This window comes from Streptosporangium sp. NPDC050148, from assembly GCF_055586505.1.
Map to the genome: position 1 here is coordinate 62497 of NZ_JBVJIA010000026.1, position 21295 is coordinate 83791.

The following is a 21295-nucleotide window of genomic DNA, read 5'->3' on the forward strand; positions in this document are numbered from 1 at the left end:
GTCCCCTCCTCGGGGTGTGGGATACGGGGGCATGCCGAAGAGACCCCTGCGGGGGCTCGTCGGGAGATGCCTCATCCTCACCCACGTGATCCGGGGATGGCAAACGTGAAAGGTGTGTTCATGTTCTGTCTGACCTGCGGAAACGCGGTTCCGTCCGGGGTGCGGGACGGGAGGTCCTGCCGGTCGCGCCGGGGACGCCGACCGCGCTGACGTGGGCTTTTCCCTGCAGCGGCCGGACAGCGAGAAAAGAATGCGGATTTTTCATGATCCGGGCTTGCGCGGAGCGGCGCCGGGGGTCTTTCGAGCCCGGCCGGGATCGTCGCCGGACGTCATCGGTGAGCGCCACCGGACGCCGCCGGACAGCGAAGAACTCCGGGCGCCCGTGGGCACCCGGAGTTCTCGTGTCCCCGAGGGGACCCGGAGCGGGTGGTGTCAGGTCTTCCCGAACTGCGGCTGGGCCGGAAGCGGATCGGTGAGGGCGCCGGGAGCGCCGTCACCGCGACGGCGGAACAGGGCGTCGAGCGCCCAGGGGCCGGGGCCGAGCACGGCGATGATCAGGAACGACCAGCAGAACAGGGCCGCGAGCTCGCCGCCGTTGCGCAACGGCAGGAAGTCCTGCGGAAGATGCACCACGAAGTACGCGTACGCCATCGAGCCGGACGCGAGCGTGGCGGCGGAGCGGCTGAAGACCCCGGCCAGGACGAGCAGGCCGCAGACCACCTGGATGAGCGCGGCCCACCAGCCGGGCCAGACGGCGAACTCGACGGCCTGGCCGGTGCCGCGGTTGCCGCCGAAGAGCCCGAACATCGATGCCAGGCCGTGGAACAGGAAAAGGAGACCCGTCACCATGCGGAAGAGCGAGAGGACCGGGCCGCTCAGTCGCTCGACTTTCATCGGGCCACCCCTGTCTTCTCCCGGAGGGACCCGTCCGTCGTCCCCGTACGATGCCGCGGGGGTCGTACCTCCGCTTTCGCACCGTCACGTTTCATGTACGCGACCACTTCTACCTCCAGGTGAACCGGGCGTCAGATTCCCCGTCATGGTAGGTGACCGCGGATGTGGTGTCCGGCCTCGAAAAAACACGCTGTTTGGAATGGATCCAGTTCAGTATGAAAGAAGCAGTTGGGCGGGGTGTCGGGGTGTTTGAGAAATACCTGTTCTATTTGATGACTTGATGTAACTTTCAACTGTCCTGTGAATGGCGCGTTCCATTCGTGCTCCCCGTTCTCCCGACCGCGCGGTCACGGCCCGGAGACCCGTCGGGAGACCTCGAAGACCACTCGGACGTCCGTTCGTGGCCGCCGGAGACCGGCCGGGCACCCCGCCCCGGGGGCCGCGCGCCCCGGCGGAGGCACGCGGTCGCGTCGCCCGTCCCCTGCGGACAGGCTCAGACGTCCTTCCAGGACAGGGCCAGGGTGGTGTGGCGCTTGGGGATGAGCAGCCCGTCGCGCGGGGCCTCGCCCTGGTAGGCGTCGATGCGGAGCCCGGTCGTCATGGGGCGGTCCGCCATGTCCCACGCCTGGACGTGGGCGACCAGCTCGGAGGCCAGCCGCAGCCGGTCCGGCCCGTGACCGCGCGCGATCAGCGTGCCGTCCGGTGACGGCTCCAGCAGGCACAGGTTGTCGCGCTCCACGATCCCTACGGCCATCCTGAACCCCGTCAGGTCGAGCGGGGGCGAGGCCAGCCATCCCGGCCGCACCTCCGAGATCGTGCACCAGCGGGGTTCGTGCACCGCCAGCCAGAGGCTCAGCCCGTCGAGGAGCTGGGAGGGGCCCACGCTGATCTCGGTGGAACGCTCGACCACGGGCCCGTCGAGCGCCCCCAGCACGTCGCCGATCTCACCGGCCTCGGGCAGCGAGATCATCAGGTCGGACTCCCGGTCCAGCACCACGGTCGTCTCCGGTCCCGCGAAGGGGCCGCGCATCCGCATGAACCCGCAGGGCAGGACCGAGCGGCTGGTCCAGTGCCCGTCGTCGCGCTCCATCGCCACCGAACGCTGCACCCCCCGCAGGTCCAGCGGGGCGACCAGCCGGCCGTCCGGCCCGAGCTGCTCCAGCCAGGCCGGGGCCAGGTCCCACACGCCGACGGTGGCGATCACCCGGTCGTAGGGCGCCTCGGGCGGGAACCCCCCGGCCCCGTCGGCGCACACCAGCCTCACCTCGGGATGACCGGCCGCCGCCAGGTGCTCACCGGCCAGCGCCACCAGGTCCGGGTCGATGTCGACGCTCACCACCAGCCCCTCGGGCCCCACCAGGTGGGCGAGCAGGGCGGCGTTGTACCCCGTCCCCGTCCCGATCTCCAGGATCCGCTGCCCCGGTGCCACGCCGAGCTGGTCGAGCATCAACGCCATGATCGCGGGCTGGGAGGAGGAGCTGATCGGCCGCCCCTGCTCGTCGCGCTTGGTCACGATCGCGTCGTCCTGGTAGACGGTCTCCGCCGGAAGATTCGGCAGGAAGACATGCCGCGGCACCGTCCGCAGCGCGCCGGTCACGGCGTCGCTGATTCCTCGTACGCGGACCTGAGAGACCAGATCTTCCCGTAACGCGTGCCACTCAGCCATCTCGACCTCCGTGCCGTATGCGTACCTGGTGCCCTGAGTTATATGCCCCCGTGGATGGTGAACCTCCATGGCGCGCCGCTGTTCGCTGTCCCTTATCGGACAAATCCATGCGGATGCCAGGGGGCGTGACGCTATATCGCTCGCGGGCGCCACGCAATGCCCGGCGGGAGAAGGGCCGGGACCGGCACGGGAAAGGGGGTAGGGCGGGTGGGGGGCGGGATGTCACCCGCCCCCCACCTCCGGCCCTGGGAGCGTGGACCGCTGTCCGGCATTCGGGGGACGGAGCCGGACAGCCATGAATCTATGCATCCACCCGTCCGATGTATGCGTAGAAATACACCCTTACTGCAGACAGAACTCGTTCCCCTCGGGGTCGGTCATGAGCGTCCAGTACTCCCCGTTCTCCTCGGCGGTACGGACCTCGGTGGCGCCCAGGCCGACCAGCCGTTTCACCTCCGCCTGCACCAGCGGGCGCCGCTCCTCGATCGGCGCGCCGGACGGGCCGCCCACGTTGACGTCCAGATGGACGCGGTTCTTGACGGTCTTGGCCTCGGGCACGCGCTGGAAGTAGATCCTCGGCCGTCCCTCGTCCGGATCCACCAGCGCGGCCCAGTCGGACCGCTGCTCGGAGGGAATGCCCTTGGAGTCCGCCCAGGCGTCCCAGCTGTCGAACCCCTCGGGAGGCGGCTGGATCCGGTATCCGAGGGCCTCGGCCCAGAAGGAGGCGAGTTTCCGCGGGTCGTGCGCGTCGAAGGTGATCTGAATGTCCATGGGGATTGCTATTCCCACTCCGCCAGGATCCTGGCCTCCTTCTCCGGGTCGATGCCGTGCCACTTGAAGGAGCGCTCGGCGGGCGGCACCTCGCGCAGCCACGCCCAGGTGTCGCGTACCGTCTCGGCGACGGGGCGGCAGGTCAGCCCGGCCGCGAGGGCCTTGGCCGAGGACGCCAGCCACACCCCGGCGAACTCGGGACCGCCCGGGGTCCAGAGGGGGAACTCGGTCCACGGCGCCACCTCGCGGTCGAGCAGGAAGCGGTCGTCCACCCAGACGAACTCGGCGTCCGAACCGGTCGCCGCCCGGCACTCGGCCAGCCAGTCGCCGTAGGTGGTGTTGCCCGGCACCCCGCTGACCAGGAAGCGGTCCGTCTTCCCGGCCTCGGTCCGGTCCAGGACGAACGTGGCGAGGTCCCGGACGTCGACGACCTGCATGGCCCGGTCCGGGTCACCCGGGGCCAGCACCCGCCCGCCCCGGGAGATCCGGTCCAGCCACCAGGGCAGGCGGCCCACGTCCTCGTACGGGCCGAGGATGAGACCCGGCTGGATGATCAGGGTGTCGCCCTCGAACGCCTCCGCCGCACGCTCGCAGCCCGCCTTGAGCGTTCCGTAGTCGCCGTCCTCGGGGCCGGCGTCCGGCGCGCACTCGTAGATCGGTGAGTTCTCGTCGCACGGCTTCTCGGGGAAGTCGCTGATCGCGGAGATGCTGGAAATGAACGTGTACACGCCGGCATGGCCGTTGAGCCTGCGCACCGACTCGTCGACGAGTCTGGGGACCCTGCCGATGACGTCGATGACGGCGTCCCACTCTCGGCCCTCGACCAGGCGGTCCAGGTCCTCGGCCACCTCGCGGTCGCCCCTGATCGCCTCGACCCCCGGCAGGTCGACACCGCTGCGTCCCCGGTTGAACGTGGTGACCTCGTGTCCGCGCCGCAGCGCCTCCTCGGTGATCGCCCGTCCCACGAAGACCGAGCCACCGATGATCAGAATTCTCATGGCGCCTGATTCTGGGCGCCGGGCCACCGGAAGGCCATGGACTTTCACCCGGGGCGCAAGCCGTCCGCTCAGAGCGGATCCCGCGGGGGCCACCGGCGCACGGCGGGAGCGGGCCGCTCCCCGTGACGCCCGCTACCGCTCGGAGCACCGGCGCGCGAGATGGACGGTGACGTCGGCGGTGATCTCGACCGTCGCGGGCAGGACCCGCGTGATCCGGTCGAACACCTGCCTCCGCTCCGCGGCCGGCACCATGAGGTAGGCCGAGACGGTCGAGAGATGTCCGACGTAGTCGTGAGCCGTCATCGTCAGGCGCCGTTCGAGCACGCACTGCCGGACGTCGGTGAACCGCCCGGAGCGCCGGAGCTCCGTACCCGGCCACTGCATGTCGTGCTCCGGAGGCGTCCCGTCGGGGGACGGGATGTCGTCGCTCTCCAGGAACGGTGCCCGCGCCGCGCGAACGGCCTCCCGCACGGCCGGATCGGCGGGCTGGATCGGCCCGCCGAACGAGGCGAACACCCCGTCCGGTTCCAGGAGCGCCGCCACGCGTGACCACCGGTCCTGCGGGTCGGTCCAGTGCAGCGCCGCCGCCGCGTAGACCAGCCCGTGCCTCTCGTCCGGCCGCAGGTCCTCGAACGCGGCCCGCACGGTCCTGACGGCCGGCAGGTGCCTGCGCAGCTCGGCGAGCATGGCCTCGTCGGGGTCGGTCGCGGTGACCGTGATCCCCGGCCGGGCGAACAGGCGGGTCGCCTTGCCCGTCCCGGCGCCGATCTCCAGGGCGGTCCGGATCGGCCGGGCCGCGTACGCCGCCACCGTGTGGAAGAGCTCCTCGGGATACCCGGGCCGGAACCGTTCGTACGCTTCCGCGATCTCCCCGAAGCTCAGTGCGCGACCGGTCATGCCGATCATCCTGACACGGGACGCGCCGCCCGTGCCCGGAGTTCAGGCCGGGCCGCTCGCGACCTGGGGGTGCTGCTCCAGCAGGTGCACCCGGGCGGTGCCGATGTCGAAGTACAGGCCGACCAGCTCCAGGTCCCCGCTGCGGAACAGCCGGTCCACCTGCGGGTAGGTGCGCAGGTTCTCCAGCTGCTGGATGACGTTGACCCGGCAGAGACGGTCCAGCGGCCCGTGGTCCTCGCCCGCGCTGTCACCGGCGATGAACCGCGCCAGCGTGTGGTTTCCGTGGCGCATCCAGCGGGAGAGCGCGGGCTGACCCGTGACCTTCTCCCCGCCGCTCAGCAACGCGGCCATCGCCCCGCACCCCGAATGCCCGCAGACCGTGATGGTACGGACGTTGAGCACCTCCGTGGCGTACTCGATCGCCGCGGCCACCGAGTCGTCCTCCGGCTCCGACCCCAGCCGGGGCACCAGGTTGCCGACGTTGCGGACCGTGAACAGGTCTCCCGGGCCGCTCGCGGTGATCAGGTTCGGCACGATGCGCGAGTCCGCGCAGGTGATGAAGAGATGCGACGGCTCCTGGGTGCGGGCCATCGTGTGCAGCAGGGGACGGACCAAGGGGGCCGTGAGCCGGTGGAACTCCCGGGCCCCGGCCAGCAGGTCCGGTACGGCGGGACTGTCGTCGCGGTCCGGGCGCCGGGTGGTCAGCGGCGAGGGCGCCACCCGGCGTCCGCGCCGGCGGTGGGACCAGGGCAGCCACCAGCGGTCCGGCGCCCGGGGCGGGGTCTTGGCAGGGAACATCCGCACGCCGCTGGCCGCCATGGCGTACCACTCGTCGTGGATCTCGTCGATGTTCACGGTCCCGCCGCCGCGCTCGTACTCCTGGCGCCAGTCGTGGATGGCCTCGAACGCCGCGTTGTCCATGAAGTCGATGTTCAGGTCCAGGTCGACCGTCACCCCCGCCGGGATGGCCCGCAGCTCCGAGGTGAGCGTGGGAACCCCCAGGAAGGTCAGCGACCCGCCGATCACCACGTGCCAGCGGCCGTCCGGCTCGGCCGTGGCCCGCACGGTCACCCGGGTGAGCCGGCGCAGCGCGAGCAGCGCGGCCAGCCCCAGTCCGACCAGGACGCCCTCGGCCAGGCCGAGCAGCACCACCCCGCCCATGGTGACCACGTACACCGGGACCTCGTTGTGGCCGCGCAGGTTGCGCAGGTGCCCCATGTTGACCATCTGCACGCCGATGAAGACCAGCAGCGCGGCCAGCGCCTCCATCGGGATCAGGGCGATCATCCAGCCGAACCCCAGGGCGAACAGCAGGAGCCAGAAACCGTGCATGACCGTGGACCACCGGCTGCGGGCCCCGGCCCGGACGTTGGTGGTGCTGCGGACGATGACCCCCGCCACCGGCAGGCCGCCCAGCGCACCGGTGATCATGTTGGCCACGCCCTGGCCGGTCAGCTCCCTGTCCAGGTCCGAGCGCCTGCCCCGGTGCAGCTTGTCCACGGCCACCGAGCAGAGCAGCGACTCCACCCCGGCCAGCAACGCCACCAGCAGCACCGCCGCGACGATCCCGTGCCAGTCGCCGCTCGGCCAGACCGGCCCGACCCAGGAGTCCAGGCTGACGGACAGGTCGATCCGGGTGACCTGCCAGCCGGCCGCCCAGGCGGTCACCGAGGCGACGAGCAGCGCCGCCAGCGGGGCGGGAAGGCTCCGCACCCGCTGGGGCAGGCGGGTCCAGGCGATGAGGACCGCGATGGTCAGCACGCCGACGAAGACCGCGTGCGTGTGGTTGTGGATGATCTGGTGGGGCAGCTCGACCAGGTTCTCCACCGCCGAACGCTGGGGACTGCCACCGAGCACCACGTGCAGCTGGGCGAGGGCGATCACCACGCCCACCCCGGCGAGCATGCCGTGGACCACGGCGGGGGAGACGGCCAGCGCGGAACGCGCGACCCGGCAGAGGCCCAGCAGCAGCTGCAGGGCCCCGGCGAGCAGGGTGATCATGCAGGTGGCCCGCCAGCCGTACCTCATGACGAGGTCGGCGACCACCAGGGAGAGGCCGGCGGCGGGCCCGCTCACCTGGACGACGGAGCCCCCGAGGAGGCCGGCCACCACGCCGCCCACCACCCCGGCGATGAGCCCGGCGGCCAGCGGCGCCCCCGAGGCGACCGCTATGCCCAGGCAGAGGGGCATAGCGACCAGAAAGACCACCACGGAAGCGGGCAGGTCATGCCTCAGCACGGAGGCGAGACCACCCGCCGTCAACTTCTCGTCACTCTTCGTGTCCGTCGCCATGGGGCCGACCCTACGGGTCCGCACCCTCTCGCCCCGGGGTTTTACCCGAGCCTTTTACGCAGGACGGAGAGAATCAGCGGTAGTAGTCGGGGTAGTCGGGCTCCTGGACGCGGTGGTGACCCCGCGAACCGGGCCTGGCCCGCTCCTCGGTACGGCCGCCCGGCGTGGTCTCGGGGGCCGCCGTCCCGTAGAGCTCGCCGTAGCTCGGCCAGCTCGCGCCGTCGCTTCCGGGCGGGGTGCCGGGCTCCGGCCAGGCGGCCGGGGTGGCGGGAGTGGCCGGCCTGGACTCGTAGCCGTACCCCCCCTGCGTGCCGCCCCGCGGCTCGGCCGGACGGGACCCGCCCCGCGGGTCGGCCGGACGGGACGGGGCCGGGGTCGGCGAGTAGCCGCCGCGGGAGGGCCCGGCCGAGGCGGGCACCGCAGGATTCGGGCCGGTGACGGCGTCGTCGTCGATGGTGGCCCAGCCCGAGTTCACCTCGTACGAGCCCGAGGCCGGAGCGCCGTACACCGGGGTCTGGTACGAGGAGTAGGGCGGGGCCGCGTCGTCGAGGATGTCGGCGGTGTTCGCCGCCGGCCAGCCGCCCGAGGAGGGGGTGGTGGCCTGCGCCCACGGGTTGTCCGTCACGTCGTTCTTGGAGGGCTGCGGCTGCGGGCGGTGCTGCGACGGCTGCGACGCGCCTCCGTAGGACACGCCGAGCGGGTCGGCCGCGGAGGTGACGGGGAAACCGCCGCTGGTCGTGGGACCCATGGGGGGCATCGGGGCGAGCGGGCCGCCGTGTCCCGGCCGGGTGCCCGCGGGAGAGGCCGGGCCGCCGGCCCGGGAGCCGGCACCGCCGGCGGGGGCGGTCGCGCCGCGACGGGAAGGGTAGGAGCCGCCGACGAGCGGGTCGTTCAGCGGGTCGGGCCTGCGGGCGGGAGCGCTCGACGCGGACTGGGCCGCCTGCTGCGAGGCGGCGCGGTTGCCGGCCCGGCGGGAACTCGCCCGCGAGGGACGGTTCTCACCGAAGGAGCCCGCGACCGGCGCCGCGAAGGTCACGGTCTTCTGCTCGGCGAGCGAGGCCGCCGTGGGGGCCGGATTCGGCTGGACCGGGGCCACCAGGTCGGACAGGCCGGAGGGCAGGGAGGCGGAGGCGATGGCCGGTTCCGCGGCAGGCCGCGGCGGCGAGGCGGCGGGACGCTGCGAGGCGTCACGGGACACGGGCCTGGTCGGCAGGGGCGCCTGCACGGTCGTGGCCTCGGCGTCGACCTTGCGGTCGTCCGGCTCGACGGGACGGCTCGCGCCCATCCGGGCGGCCAGGGATCCCCCGAAACCGCCCTCGTCGGCCTGCAGCCGCGTCCAGTAGTCGTCGTCGTAGTCGTCCACCTGGCCGAACTCGTTCAGACCGCGCTTGCCGCGGGAGCTCGGCGGCCGCGGCTGGCGCGGGGGCTTCGGCTCGTCGAACGGGGTGAGGTCGGGGGTGAAATGGTTCATCTTCGGTTCTCTGGTGGCGAAGTCGTCGCTGGACGTGGTCGGCGCCAGCGCCTCCTTCTCCGCCATCTCCCGCAGACGTTCCGCGGGGAGTGCGCTCTCCCTGCGGTTCATCGACCGCATTCCCAGTGCCACGACGACGAGCACGAGGAGCACGACGGCGACCAGGCTTACTACGACCGCGATCATTGCACCACCCTCAAGGCCATGGCCTTACAGCGGCGCCGGTGAGATCGCGCGGCCATCGACGCGACCTGCCCCCCTGCATCACCTGCGCTCGGACATTGGATCTGATTGTGTCGGACCACTATGAGCGTTGTCACACCCTAAGTGAAGAATTGGTAACCATTACTACCTTCGGTGTTCGGCCGGTCACTCGACGTGAACCGTGGTGAGCCGTCCCCAGGCGATCGTCTTGTCCGCGATGCTCTTCAGGGTCTCGTTGAGCGGCGCCCCCTTGCGGAGACGGACCCGGTCCTTCAGCGCGTAGACGGTGAAACGATAGTTCTCCTGGGCTCCGCACGGTGGGTTGTAGCCCACCCTGCCGTTCGTCGTGCTCCCCTCGACGGCCCCCGTGGGCACGCTACCCTCCGGAAGCTCGTTGGTGCGCGGATCGATGTCGAACACGACCCAGTTCACCTCGCCACCTGTCCGGGAGTTGTTGTCCACGACGATCGCGACGGACCCCGTACCCTCAGGAACGCGTGACCAACGTAGCGGAGGGTTACCGGCCGAACCGTCACACGAGTAGTCGGACGGCAGGGGGCCGCCGTCCCTGACCCGAGGGCTGGAGACGCTGATCGGTTCCAGCTGCAACCGCTCCGAGGAGGCCATGCCGCTCGCCAGCCCGCACCCCGATGACGAGACGGCGAGTGCCGCGACCACCGCCACCGTGGAGGTGTGCCGCGGGCGACGCGTAGACGTGTTCGGCTGCCCCATGCCCGATGATGCTACGCGGGTCTGGAAGATGCGCAGACCGGATCGCGAGGTTCCGCGCTGAAGAAAAGCTGTGAAAACAGACGAAATCAAGGGACAGAAGGGGTGGGAGTGAACGTCGCAACGAATTTCGTCGTCCCGTGTTCCCGGCCTGTCCGGCGACCGGACGCCGGCGGCCCATGGCCGGTCGCCGGCGTCCGCTGCTCCGGGTCGGTCAGTCCCCGCCCAGTTCCCGGTAGGGCTTTCTGAGCAGGTCCACCAGGGGGATGTGCCGTACCTTGACCGCCGGGGGTTCCAGGATCCGCAGCAGCAGGTCCGCGGGGACCGCGGTGGCGCGCGGTCGTGGCCGCACCCGGCTCAGCGGGACGCCGGGGGAGTAGAAGTCCCCGACCCGCTCGTCGAAGGACACGTCACCCGGCTCGGGCACGCCCGCACCGCCGGTCTCGGGAGCGCGCACGTCACCCGGCTCGGGCACGCCCGTATCGCCGGTCTCGGGAGCGCGCACGTCACCCGGCTCGGGGACGCCCGTATCGCCGGACCCGCGAGCGGGCACGTCACCCGCCCTGGGAACGCTCGTCTCGCCGGACCCCGGAGTGCCCATCTCAGCTCACCGCCCGGGGGCCGAGCCGGAACAGCTCGCGCAACCGTTCGGTGGACAGGTCGGCGATCCAGTCCTCGCCGGTGCCCACCACGCTCTGGGCGAGGGTCTTCTTGCGTTCGATCATCTCGTCGATCCGCTCCTCCAGCGTGTCGAGGCAGATGAACTTCCTCACCTGCACGTTCCGGGTCTGGCCGATCCGGAAGGCCCGGTCGGTCGCCTGGTCCTCCACGGCCGGGTTCCACCACCGGTCCACGTGCACGACATGGGCCGCGGCGGTCAGGTTGAGCCCGGTTCCGGCCGCCTTCAGCGAGAGCAGGAACAGCATCGGCTCGTCGTCGGTCTGGAACCGCTCCACCAGCGCGTCGCGCCGCTTCTTGGACAGCCCGCCGTGCAGCCAGAGCACCGGCCGGTCGAGGTGGGCGGCCAGGTAGGGCTGGAGAAGGGTGCCGAACTCGGCGTACTGGGTGAAGACCAGCGCCTTGTCGCCCTCCTCGACGATCTCCTCGGCCAGTTCCTCCAGCCGGGCCAGCTTGCCCGAGCGGCCCGCCAGCCCGGACCCGTCCCGCAGGAGCTGGACGGGGTGGTTGCAGATCTGCTTCAACCGGGTCATGGCGGCCAGGACGTTGCCGCGCCGCTCGATGCCGCTGGAGCCGTCGATCCTCCCCAGCATCTCCCCGGCCACCGCCCGGTACAGCTCGGCCTGCTCCGGGGTGAGCGTGCACCAGACCTTCATCTCCTGCTTCTCCGGCAGGTCGGTGATGATGGAGCGGTCGGTCTTGAGCCGCCGGAGCACGAACGGGCCGGTCGCCCGTCTCAGCGCCGAGACGGCGTCGGGGTCGCGCCGCGTCTCGATCGGTTCCTGGTAGCGCGTCCTGAACCGCCTGGCAGGGCCGAGCAGCCCGGGATTACAGAACTCCATGATGGACCAGAGCTCCGAGAGGTGGTTCTCCACCGGTGTGCCGGTCAGCGCCAGCCGGGTACGGGCGGGAATGGACCGCACCGCCCTGGACTGCCGGGCCGAGCTGTTCTTGATCGCCTGCGCCTCGTCGCAGACCACCCGCTCCCACCGGAGCGCCGCGAGCGCGCCCAGGTCCCGCAGCGCGGTGCCGTACGTGGTGAGGACCAGGTCTGCCTCGCGCACCGCGGCGGCCAGCTCCTCGTCACGCCGACGCGCGCCACCGTGGTGGACGTACACGCGGAGCGAGGGGGCGAAGCGGGACGCCTCCTTCTGCCAGTTGCCGATCAGCGACATGGGACAGACCAGCAGCGTCGGCCCGGGCACCCCGTCCCCACCGGGCCGTCCGCTCCCGCTCGGCGGTGCGCTCTTCCCGAGGGCGGTGCTCTCGCCGGGGTGTTCGTTCCCACCGGGCCCTTGGCCCCTACCGGGGTGTTCGCTCTCGCCCGGCCGGACGCCCTCGCGTTCGGAGAGCAGGAGGGAGAGGGTCGAGACGGTCTTGCCCAGTCCCATGTCGTCGGCGAGGATGCCGCCGAGGCCGAGCCCGGACAGGAAGCTCAGCCACGACAGGCCGCGTTCCTGGTACGGGCGCAGCTCCCCCCGCAGGGTGCGCGGGGTGGGGACGGGTGTGAGGCGGCGGTCGGCCTCGCCGGAGAGCAGGTCGCCCAGCAGGCCATGGGCGTCCACGGCGACCAGCGGCAGCTCCTCGTCACCGCCCTCCACGACCTCCCGGATCACCTCGCCGATGGTCCGTTCCCCGCCGTGCCGCTCGACCACCTTCAGCGCGGCCTTGATCTGCAGGTCGTCCAGTTCCACCCAGCGTCCCCTGACCCGTACCAGGGGGACGCGGAGCGCGGCGAGCTCGGCCAGCTCCTCGGCACCGATCGTGTGGTCGCCGATGGTGACGTCCAACCGGACGCTCACCCGGTCGTCGAGACCGGATCCCGCATACCCGGATCCCGCACGGCCGGATCCCGTGCCACGGGATCCGTGCTTCACGGGGCCGGACCCGTCGTGCCCGGATCCGTCGTGCCCGTCGGCGAGCCGGTGGCCGTCGGTGAGGGGACGGGTGGTGAGCTTGAGCCCCAGCCCCTGGCGACCGGCCCAGGCGGGTAGCCGCACACCGTACCCCGCCGCCCGGAGCATGGGCGCGCCGTGACGGAGGAACGAGAACGCCCATGCGGTCTCGACCGTCAGACCGGTCGGCAGGGGGGCACGCAGCGCGGTGTGCAGATCGGGGTGGAGTCGCACGGCCCGGGTGAGGCCGGTACGGAGCACCTCCTCGGGTCGTTCGGGGAGCCAGGGCGCCCGCTCCCCGGCCCGGATGCGCTCGGCCGACAGGTGGCGGGCGGGGCCACGCCCGTCGCGTCCTTCGCCGGACCCACCGGCCCGGCCGGTCTTGGGGGCTTCGCGAACGCCACCGGACGCCGGGGAACCACCGCTCTGGCCGCTCTTGACGGTTTCGGCGGGCTCGCCGGTCTCGTCGGCTCCGTTGGCCGAGGTGTCCGCGTCGCTCGCGTCGCCGGTGTCGCCGGTGTCGCCGGTGTCGCCCGTATTGCCCGTGTCGTTCGGGATGCTCGTCTCGCTCGCCGGAGCGAGGCCGAACTCGACATGCCAGGAATCCTCGTCCTCGGCGGGCTCGATCAGCCGGAAGCAGACCCGCACCGGGCCCTCCAGCTCGTGCGCGGAGTCGAGCCAGCCGGTCAGGGCCTCGCCGAGCGCCACGGCCTCGGCCGGTCTCGCACCGGGGAGCAGGGCGTCGTCGCCGGTCAGCGCGTACAGCCAGCGGTCGGGCAGGGCCGTCCTGAGTCCGGGACGGGAACCGAGGATCAGGCGGCCGGGCAGCGACAGCCGTACCGCGCCGTCGGTCAGGCCGTCCAGCAGCTCGCCCAGCACCTGCGCCGACGACCTCTCGTGCGCGACCGCCCTGCAGACCGGCGGCATCGCGGCGGCCAGGTCGGGCAGGGCGGACCGGTCGGTGCCGGTGAGCACCGGCCGCCATCGGGCGGCGTGCACGTCGCCCTCCATGACGAGCTGCGGCAGCACCCGGCCGCGCCGGACCAGGTCCCGCGCGTGCTCGGCCACCACGGCGAGATACCGGAGCGAGAGGGCGGGCTCCCAGACCGGGTCGTCGGCGTCGTTCTCGTCCCCGGAGGGGAGGGAGGAGGCGCTTCCCGAGGCGAGGGCCGGTAGCGAGCCGAGCAGCCGGAGCGCGTCGGCCGGCTGGAACAGCAGAGCGGGGATCCGCCAGGGGGAGATCTTCGGTTTCCGCGCCCTGCTCGACAGGCCGGACTCCGGGGAGGGGAGCGGACCCGAGGCCGAACCGGGGAGCAGGACGGTCAGCTCCCGCTCCTCGACGGCGCCCGCCATGCCCGTGAACCCCGCGACGAGCCCGTCGCCCCCGCCGCCGGTGATCGCTGAGGCGACCGGGACGGCCGGGGCGGGGGAGGAACCCGGGACGGCAGGGGAGGCCCCGTGAGGGGTCGTCCCGCCCTCGCGGGGTGTCTCCGGGGCACCGGGGAGGACCCCACCGGAAACTTCGCTTAGCGTCCCATCTGGGGATTCTTGTGAGGAATCGCCCAGAATCAGGTTCACGGTGGCGGCGAGCACGGTCGTGGACGCGGCGAACGGGTGCCCCCGGAGCAGGGCGCGGGAGGTGGACGCCGGCGCCCGGGAGGTGTCCTCCGCCCAGATCCCGAGCGACCCGTCCACCCACACCCCGTGAACCACGAGCACGTGACCACCCCTGCTTCAGAATCGCCTGTGATGGACGGGTCCGGCCCCCGCTCCGCCCGCGAACAGACTAGACGTGGCTGCGGAAGGCCCGGATCGCCAAGGGAGCGAACACCACGGCGAACGCGACGGCCCACAGCAGCGAGAAGAGCGTGGCGCTGCCGACGTCACCGCCGATCAGCAGACCGCGGATGGCGTCGGCCAGGTGCGTGACCGGGTTGATGTCCGACCAGGTCTTCAGCCAGGAGGGGAACGTGTCCGAGGGCACCAGCGCGCTGCTGGTGAAGGTCAGCGGCATCATGGTGGAGAAGCTGATCATCTGCACCTTCTCCGGGTTGGAGGCCTTCAGCCCGATCAGCACCGCCATCCAGGACATGGCCAGGGCGACCACGACCAGCAGGGCGAGAGCGCCCAGCAGGCCGAAGACGCTGGTGGTGACCCGGAACCCCAGCACCATGCCGAAACCGATCAGCAGGGCGAAGGCCCACACCTGCTTGACGGTGTCGGCGATGATCCGGCCGGACAGCGGCGCGGTGCGGGCGATGGGCAGGCTGCGCAGCCGGTCGAAGACGCCCTTGGTGATGTCGGTGTTGAGGCCGATCGCGGTGGACAGCGTGTAGAACAGGGCGTTCTGCACGAGCAGGCCGGGCAGGGCGAACTGAAGGTAGTCGCCGGTGGAACCGGAGATGGCACCGCCGAAGACGTAGGTGAACAGCAGCAGGAACATGATGGGCTGGATGCTCAGGTCCAGCAGTTCCCACGGGTTGTGCTTGATCTGGACCAGGCTGCGCCAGGCCAGCGTCATGGTCTGCTGCAGGGTGGCCAGCGGGGTGACGCGCTTGGCGGCCACCTGCGGGATGGTCGTCGTCAGCGTGGTCATGCGAAGGCCTGTTCCTTCTCGGTGGTGTCCTCGTCCTCGGGCCGGTGACCGGTGATGGAGAGGAAGACCTCGTCCAGGCTGGACTTGCGCAGCGCGAGCTCGGACGCGACGACCCCCTGGTCGTCCAGGCGCCGCACGATCACCGGGACGGCGGCCGGGTCGTGCACCGACGCGGTCGCCCTGCCCCCGCTGAGGTCGGGCGCCTCGCCCAGCACGTCGGTCAGCACCTGCCCCACCAGCGGCAGGTGCTCGGGCCGCAACGGGCGCACCTCGAGGACCTGGGCGCCGGTGGTGGCCTTGAGCTCGTCGGAGGTTCCGGAGGCGATGACCTTGCCGTGGTCGAAGACGATGATGTCGTCGGCGAGCTGGTCGGCCTCCTCCAGGTACTGCGTGGTGAGCAGCACGGTGACGCCGTCGGCCATCAGGCCGCGCACCACGCTCCACAGCTCGGTGCGGCTGCGCGGGTCGAGGCCGGTGGTGGGCTCGTCGAGGAAGAGCACCTGCGGCCGCCCGACCAGGCTCGCGGCCAGGTCGAGACGCCGCCGCATGCCGCCGGAGTAGGTCTTGGTGGCCCGACCGCCGGCGTCGGAGAGGTCGAAACGCCTGAGCAGCTCGCTCGCGCGGGCCCGGGAGTCGGCACGGGGCATGCCCAGCAGGCGGCCGATCATCATCAGGTTCTCGAAGCCGGTGAGCATCTCGTCGACGGCGGCGTACTGGCCGGTCAGGCCGATCATCGAGCGCACCTGGTGGGCCTGGCGCGTCACGTCGTACCCGCCGACGGTGGCGGTGCCCGCGTCGGGGCGGAGCAGCGTCGCCAGGATGCGCACCGCGGTCGTCTTGCCGGCCCCGTTGGGCCCCAGCACGCCCAGCAATCGCCCCGGGGGCACGAGGATGTCCACCCCGTCCAGGGCGCGGGTCGCCCCGTAGTGTTTCACCAGGCCTTCGGCCTGTATGGCATATGTCATCGTCTGAGCCCTTCCGTCGTGATGGACCTCACAGCATGTACCGTCCCACCGACATTTTCCGGCCTTCGGTTCGTTCGCCCTTGCCCTGTTCGCGCCCTGGCCCCGATCCGTCCCCGGCCTGTTCACGCCCGGTTCCGCCCGCCCTGCGGGGAGACGGGAGGCGAGGCGCTCGGACGGGCGCGGCGTCCGTGGTTCCGGGACCGTTCCAGCGGCCGTCGTCCGGGACCCGGCCGGGCCGTCCACCGGGACAAGACCGTTTAGGCTGGCAGCGTGAGTGACCGAGCCGATGAGCACAGCACCGCCTCGCAAGAGGCGCGGGCGTCCGAGCGTTCGGTCGAGCGCCGCCGGGGCGGCCCCGGACGTGACCGTTTCTCCCTGCGGGATCCCGCCAATCCCGTCTCGCGCAAGGCCATCGCCATGTGGCTGCTGGAGGGGTTGTTCTGGTCCGTCGTGCTGGCCGTCGGCTCGTACCTGCTCGCCCGGTGGATCGACGGGGATCGCTGGTCATGGCTGCCCGCCTGGGTGCTCGACAACATCTGGTGGCTGCCGGGGGTGATCGTGGTGCTGCTGATCCCCGGGCTGTTCATCGAGCCCTTCTGGCGGTACGCCGTGCACCGGTGGGAGTTCAGCCAGGACGTGGTCTACGCGCGTTCCGGCTGGATCAGCAGGGAGTGGGTGTTCGTCCCGGTCAGCAGGATCCAGACGGTCGACAAGGCGCAGGGCTGGATCGAACGCATGCTGGGCCTGGCCACGGTGGAGATCCGCACCGCCTCGCACGCGGGCTCGTCCACGATCAAGGGCCTCGACTACGCGGTCGCCGCCGAACTGGCCGAAGGGCTCGCCCGCCGTGCGGAAGAGCTCAGGGACGACGCGACGTGACCGGATCCGACGCCGACCGTCCCCCGATCCGGCAGCCAGGCCCGGACGCGCCCGCCGGCCGTCCCCCGGCCGAGAGTTCCGGCCCGGACGCCCCCGCCGATCGTCCCCCGGCCGAACGTCCCGGCCCGGACGCGCCCGCTGACCGCTCACCGGCCGAGCACCCCGCTCCGGACGTCACCGCTGGTCGCCCCCCGGTCGTGTCCTCCGGCCCGGCCGTCACCGCGGGCCACGGGCTCGCCGCCCCGCCCCCCGGGGCCGCCTTCGCTCCGGCACCCGGGCCCGGCGGCCTCCCGCAAGGGCCGCAGGGGCCCGGGGGGCCGGAGACGGAGAACCTGGAACCGCCGACCGGCGCGCCGTTGCGGCTCAGCCCGAAGGTGCTGCTGACCGACCCCATCCGGATGCTGCCCTCGCTCCTGTTGCCGCTGGCCGGAGTGCTGTTCATCGGCGGGTTCTCGCCGGGGTCGTTCGTGTGGGCGGCGCTGGGCGTCGTCGGCTCCGTCGCGTTCGCGGCCGTGCGCTGGGCGACCTTCACGTACCAGATCGTGGGCGATCGTCTGGAGCTCACCCGGTCGCTGATCAGCAGGTCGGTGCGGACCATCCCGCTGGAGCGGATCCGCGGTGTCGACGTCAGCGCCCCGCCGCTGCACCGCCTGCTCGGCATCTCCGTCCTGCGGATCGACACCGGCGCGGGCGGCGAGGACAAGCAGGAGGGCGAGCTCGACGGGGTGACCGTCGAGGAGGGGGAACGCCTCAAGGCCGTGCTGCTCTGGCACGCGCGCGCCCGGACGGCGAGACGCGCCCAGGCGCGCGGGACGGTCCAGGCGACCGGCCAGGCGGGTGCGGAGGCGCTCACGGCCGACGTGCCCGCGGGGCCGGGAACGTCCGCCGGGGCCGGGACGGTCCATCACGAGGTGGGGGACACCACCCCGGAACGGGTCTTCTTCGTCCTGCCCCGCAAATGGCTCGTCTACGGACCGCTCTCCGGCTCCTACCTGCTGACCCCCTTCGCGCTGGTGGCCGGTGCCGTGGGCCTGGCGTTCCAGTGGGGTACCGAGTTCGGGGTCGACAGGCGGGTCGTGGTCGGCGCGGGGGAGTGGCTCTGGGAGCATCCGCCCCTGCTCATCGCGGCCCTGGTCCTGCTCGTCCTGGCCATGCCGGTGGTCGGGGTGATCATGTACGCGGTGTTCAACTGGGACTTCAGCCTCCGCGCCAGAGAGGGGTACCTGGTCGCCGGCCGCGGCCTGATCACGCGCCGGAGCGTGTCGCTGGAACGGCGCAGGGTGCGAGGGTTCGAGTTCGTCCAGGGGCCGGCCGAGCGCGGCGCCGGACTCGCCCGCGCGTGGGCGATCGTGACCGGCCTCGGCGACTCGGAGACCCGGGGACAGCTGCTGCCGGTGGCACCGAAGGACATCGTGCTCGACGTGGTGGGCGAGGCCATCGGCTCGATCACCACCGACCTGCGGCCGCACCCGGTCGCGGCGCGCAGGCGCAGGCTGTTCCGGGCGATCTTCCCCTGGCTGGTGATCGCCGCCTGCGCGGTGACGGCCGCCGTGCTCTGGTCCGGGTTCTGGTGGGTGCTCGCGGTGCCAGCGCTGATCCTCACGGTGCTGGGCGTCCCGCTCGGCCTCGACCGCTACCGCTCCCTCGGCCACACCTACGACGGTACCCGGCTGTCGGTCAGATCGGGGTCGCTGCGCCGTTCCCAGGCGGTGATCGAGGAGCGGGCCGTGGTCGGCTGGACCCTGAGCCAGACCTGGTTCCAGCGCCGCGTCGGCCTGCTGACCGTGACCGCGGGCGTGGGAGCCGGCAGCGGCGGCTATGCCGCCATCGACGTCGGGGAGGCCGAGGGTCCCGCCTTCGCCGCCGAGGTCACCCCCGCCTGGATCACCCCGTTCCTCGCTCCCGGTACGCCGTCGCCCGCCGAGCGGACCGGGGCGTCCGGACCGCGCTGACCGTCCGTGCCGACCGTCCACGCCGCTCCCGCCGCCGTCCGGCGGTCCCCGGAACGGCCGGTGTACGCGAGAGGGGGTGACCGGACCCCGGCCACCCCCTCTCGCGCGACGCGTCAGTCCTGGCGCCGGGCGCCGAACATGATCTCGTCCCAGGTGGGCACCGAGGCGCGCCGTCCCCGGGACTTCTTGGCCGGTCGTGCCGGTGCCGGGGCAGGCTTCGGTGGCTCCGCGGGCTTGGGCGGCTCCACGGGCTTCTCCGCGGCGGGCTTGTCGGCCTTGGTCTCCTGGGTTCCCGCGGGGTCCGCCTCCGGTGTCTCCGGGTCGGTCCTGGCCGGCTCGTCCACACTGACGCGTGCCGCGGGTACGGCGATCGGCCCCTCCTGGACGGCCGGTCCGGCCGGTGCGGGGGAGTCCTCCGTGGTGGCGGGACGTTCCGCGGCGGGTTCGGACACGACAGGTTCGGACACGACAGGTTCGGATGCGACAGGTCCGGATGCGACAGGTCCGGGCGTGACGGGTTCGGGCGTGACGGGCTCGGACGCGGGAGGCGCGGGAGAGCCGGACGCGGAGGGCCCGGTGGACGCGGTGGACGCGGTGGCCCCGGACGTGCCGGGACGCTCCCCGGCGGGCGCGGACACGGCGGTCTCGGACGCGGCAGGCTCGGACGCGGGAGGCTCGGAGGGGGCGGCCTGTTCCGCCGGGGTCACCGCGGGGGAGGGCGCGTCGTCGGCGCCCCCGGTGGCCTTGGCGTCCCCGGCGACCTCCGGGCCTCGGACGGTCTCCTCCCGCTTCGGAGCCTCCTCCCGTCCCGGCGTCTCCGCCTGCTTCGGGGCCTCCGTCACCGGACGGGTCGCGGGCTCCGGCGTGACGGCCGGAGCCGGTACCGTCTCCGGCGCGGCGGGCGCCTCGGCCACGGGAGGCCGGGCGGGCGCGACGACGTCCCGCGGGGTGGCCGCCGCGGGCGGACCGGTCACGGGCGACGCCGTGGACGGCCCGGCCACCGGTGACGGTCCGGGCGAGCCGGCCGCGGGCGGTGCGGCCACGGGCGGCGCGGCCGGGGAGGGCCCGGCCACGGACGGCGCGGCCACAGACGGCTCGGCCGCCGTCACGGCGGCCTGGGGAACGAACGGTGGGGAAACGGGCGGCGTGAGGTCCGGCTCCGGGGACGCGGGCGGCCCGTACACGGCCGGCTCGTACGGAGCGGGCTCGGGCGGGGCGACCGGCTCGGGCAGCACCGGCTCCGGGGGCCGCACCTGGGTGACGGCGTCGGTGCCCTGGGCGGCGGCGGAGGCGTGCTCCGCGGTCCTGTCCGGAGGCTGACCGGCGGTGTCGGGGGCGCGCAGCGGCGGCACCGAGACCCTCGGCGCCTCGTAACCGGCCGGGAGCGGGGGCATGGGCGGCTGCTGGTAGGCCGCGGGCGGCGTGGCGGGGGCCGGCGCCGGGGTCGCCGGCGCCGTCGGCGCCGTCGGGGGCTCGACCTGGGCGTAGGCGGGCCGGGCCGGGGCCTGCGGCTCGTGCCGCAGGACCGAGGGGAAGGCCACCGGTGGCTGGTGCAGCGACTCCGACGCCAGCGACGGCACCGGGGCGAGCTTGGCCACGCGCGGCACGAACGGCGTGACCGTGCTGTCCTCGACCGGATCGGCGTCGTCCCCGCTGGAGAGCCGCAGGGCCTCGTCGTCGTGGGGCGTGATGTGGCGCCGGCGCGGGTCGAAGATCCACTCGGCGTTGCGCGTGTGACCGTTCCACACGAAGCCGAGCTTGATGCGCCACATGTTGTCGTCCCGCTTGGCGGAGTCCCACTCGATCTCGTCGGCGGGGACGCCGCGGCGGGTCAGCCGCTCGACGACCAGGTCGCCGAGGGTGGGACCGGGAGCGGAGTCGCCGGGCAGGCGCACGGCGCAGCGCTGCGCCTGCTGTGCCATGTACTCACGTTCCTGGAGCACGGGACCCTCGAACCATCGCACGCGCTCGACCGGGATGCCCGCCGTGTTGGCGATCTCCTCCGCGGTCTCGCCGGCACGGATCCGGGCCTGGATCTCCTTGGGGCGCAACGGACTCTCCACTTCGATCTCGTACTGGCCGAGACGGGAGAAGTTGCCGCGGACGGCCGCACGGAGCCGGTCGTCGACGGGCAGCGTGAACCGGGTACCCCGGCCGGCCGTCGCCAGCACGAGATAGGTCCCGTCCTCACTCACCGCGACGAGTCGGAGCTCCTGCATGCGAGTCCCTTCGTCGTCGTGCTCAATCTTCCCCCGGACCCTTGAGTCTCTCGCGTGTGCCGGTTGCCTGCCAGCACCGTACCCGGCATGTCCGAACATCGCCTTCCTGGATGGGGCTCGCAGCGATGTGACGCCGGTCACATTTGCTCCATTCATCTGATTACAGGGCACCTGTCTGGAGCAGCGACT

The 21295-nt window shown here is 72.5% G+C and carries 16 protein-coding genes; 3 read left to right on the top strand and 13 right to left on the bottom strand.

The genetic code is table 11. The annotated features are described in order from the left end of the window. Positions 1-432 precede the first annotated feature (432 nt). The 10 genes from ACZ6RT_RS26770 to ACZ6RT_RS26815 form a co-directional block, all read right to left on the bottom strand. Complete coding sequence (locus tag ACZ6RT_RS26770) at positions 433-894, bottom strand: DoxX family protein (RefSeq protein ID WP_470156885.1); 462 nt, start codon at positions 892-894, stop codon at positions 433-435. A gap of 493 nt (positions 895-1387) precedes the next feature. Next, positions 1388-2560, bottom strand: coding sequence for a methyltransferase, FxLD system (gene fxlM / locus ACZ6RT_RS26775; protein WP_470156887.1), 1173 nt, complete (start codon positions 2558-2560; stop codon positions 1388-1390). Positions 2561-2902: 342 nt separating this feature from the next. After that, positions 2903-3331 carry a VOC family protein gene (locus ACZ6RT_RS26780; RefSeq protein WP_399186789.1) on the bottom strand — a complete coding sequence of 143 codons (429 nt, stop codon included), beginning with the start codon at positions 3329-3331 and terminating at the stop codon, positions 2903-2905. Positions 3332-3339: 8 nt separating this feature from the next. After that, complete coding sequence (locus tag ACZ6RT_RS26785; protein ID WP_470156889.1) at positions 3340-4329, bottom strand: NAD-dependent epimerase/dehydratase family protein; 990 nt, start codon at positions 4327-4329, stop codon at positions 3340-3342. Positions 4330-4461: 132 nt separating this feature from the next. Then, the gene (locus ACZ6RT_RS26790) at positions 4462-5226 is read right to left on the bottom strand and encodes a class I SAM-dependent methyltransferase (protein ID WP_399186787.1); all 765 of its coding nucleotides are present in this window, start codon (positions 5224-5226) and stop codon (positions 4462-4464) included. Between the two features lie 42 nt (positions 5227-5268). After that, positions 5269-7518, bottom strand: a complete 2250-nt coding sequence (locus tag ACZ6RT_RS26795; protein ID WP_470156891.1) for a SulP family inorganic anion transporter — start codon at positions 7516-7518, stop codon at positions 5269-5271. 73 nt (positions 7519-7591) lie between these two features. Beyond that, positions 7592-9175, bottom strand: coding sequence for a hypothetical protein (locus ACZ6RT_RS26800; protein WP_470156893.1), 1584 nt, complete (start codon positions 9173-9175; stop codon positions 7592-7594). Positions 9176-9358: 183 nt separating this feature from the next. Beyond that, positions 9359-9925, bottom strand: a complete 567-nt coding sequence (locus tag ACZ6RT_RS26805; protein ID WP_399186784.1) for a YbhB/YbcL family Raf kinase inhibitor-like protein — start codon at positions 9923-9925, stop codon at positions 9359-9361. A 211-nt stretch (positions 9926-10136) separates the two neighbouring features. Then, positions 10137-10427, bottom strand: a complete 291-nt coding sequence (locus tag ACZ6RT_RS26810) for a hypothetical protein (protein WP_470156895.1) — start codon at positions 10425-10427, stop codon at positions 10137-10139. A gap of 97 nt (positions 10428-10524) precedes the next feature. Beyond that, on the bottom strand, positions 10525-13848 hold the full coding sequence (locus ACZ6RT_RS26815) for an SNF2-related protein (RefSeq protein ID WP_470156897.1): 3324 nt from the start codon (positions 13846-13848) through the stop codon (positions 10525-10527). A gap of 226 nt (positions 13849-14074) precedes the next feature. On the opposite strand from ACZ6RT_RS26815, the gene ACZ6RT_RS26820 reads away from it, so the two are divergent. After that, positions 14075-14203: a hypothetical protein gene (locus ACZ6RT_RS26820; protein WP_470156899.1), complete on the top strand. Its 129-nt coding sequence runs from the start codon at positions 14075-14077 to the stop codon at positions 14201-14203. A gap of 78 nt (positions 14204-14281) precedes the next feature. Here ACZ6RT_RS26820 and ACZ6RT_RS26825 read toward each other — a convergent pair whose 3' ends face one another. Together ACZ6RT_RS26825 and ACZ6RT_RS26830 are read right to left on the bottom strand one after the other, a co-directional pair. Further along, a complete protein-coding gene (locus tag ACZ6RT_RS26825) occupies positions 14282-15091 on the bottom strand; it encodes an ABC transporter permease (protein ID WP_344901371.1) in 810 nt (269 codons plus the stop codon). Further along, positions 15088-16056: an ATP-binding cassette domain-containing protein gene (locus tag ACZ6RT_RS26830; protein ID WP_470156901.1), complete on the bottom strand. Its 969-nt coding sequence runs from the start codon at positions 16054-16056 to the stop codon at positions 15088-15090. The genes ACZ6RT_RS26825 and ACZ6RT_RS26830 overlap by 4 nt, the downstream gene beginning before the upstream one ends. 270 nt (positions 16057-16326) lie before the next feature. Between ACZ6RT_RS26830 and ACZ6RT_RS26835 the strand changes: the two genes are divergently transcribed. After that, complete coding sequence (locus tag ACZ6RT_RS26835) at positions 16327-16935, top strand: PH domain-containing protein (RefSeq protein WP_399186780.1); 609 nt, start codon at positions 16327-16329, stop codon at positions 16933-16935. Further along, positions 16932-18887: a PH domain-containing protein gene (locus tag ACZ6RT_RS26840; protein ID WP_470156903.1), complete on the top strand. Its 1956-nt coding sequence runs from the start codon at positions 16932-16934 to the stop codon at positions 18885-18887. The genes ACZ6RT_RS26835 and ACZ6RT_RS26840 overlap by 4 nt, the downstream gene beginning before the upstream one ends. A gap of 113 nt (positions 18888-19000) precedes the next feature. Here the strand turns inward: ACZ6RT_RS26840 and sepH are convergent, their stop codons facing one another. Next, positions 19001-21106, bottom strand: a complete 2106-nt coding sequence (gene sepH, locus ACZ6RT_RS26845; RefSeq protein ID WP_470156905.1) for a septation protein SepH — start codon at positions 21104-21106, stop codon at positions 19001-19003. Positions 21107-21295: the final 189 nt, after the last annotated feature.

Excerpts from the sequence above, each read along its gene's own strand:
- fxlM (WP_470156887.1), bottom strand. The coding sequence starts at position 2,560 with ATGGCTGAGTGGCACGCGTTACGGGAAGATCTGGTCTCTCAGGTCCGC.
- ACZ6RT_RS26805 (WP_399186784.1), bottom strand. The coding sequence starts at position 9,925 with ATGGGGCAGCCGAACACGTCTACGCGTCGCCCGCGGCACACCTCCACG.
- ACZ6RT_RS26790 (WP_399186787.1), bottom strand. The coding sequence starts at position 5,226 with ATGACCGGTCGCGCACTGAGCTTCGGGGAGATCGCGGAAGCGTACGAA.
- ACZ6RT_RS26815 (WP_470156897.1), bottom strand. The coding sequence starts at position 13,848 with ATGGCGGGCGCCGTCGAGGAGCGGGAGCTGACCGTCCTGCTCCCCGGT.
- ACZ6RT_RS26825 (WP_344901371.1), bottom strand. The coding sequence starts at position 15,091 with ATGACCACGCTGACGACGACCATCCCGCAGGTGGCCGCCAAGCGCGTC.
- ACZ6RT_RS26780 (WP_399186789.1), bottom strand. The coding sequence starts at position 3,331 with ATGGACATTCAGATCACCTTCGACGCGCACGACCCGCGGAAACTCGCC.
- ACZ6RT_RS26795 (WP_470156891.1), bottom strand. The coding sequence starts at position 7,518 with ATGGCGACGGACACGAAGAGTGACGAGAAGTTGACGGCGGGTGGTCTC.
- ACZ6RT_RS26800 (WP_470156893.1), bottom strand. The coding sequence starts at position 9,175 with ATGATCGCGGTCGTAGTAAGCCTGGTCGCCGTCGTGCTCCTCGTGCTC.
- ACZ6RT_RS26770 (WP_470156885.1), bottom strand. The coding sequence starts at position 894 with ATGAAAGTCGAGCGACTGAGCGGCCCGGTCCTCTCGCTCTTCCGCATG.
- sepH (WP_470156905.1), bottom strand. The coding sequence starts at position 21,106 with ATGCAGGAGCTCCGACTCGTCGCGGTGAGTGAGGACGGGACCTATCTC.
- ACZ6RT_RS26830 (WP_470156901.1), bottom strand. The coding sequence starts at position 16,056 with ATGACATATGCCATACAGGCCGAAGGCCTGGTGAAACACTACGGGGCG.
- ACZ6RT_RS26785 (WP_470156889.1), bottom strand. The coding sequence starts at position 4,329 with ATGAGAATTCTGATCATCGGTGGCTCGGTCTTCGTGGGACGGGCGATC.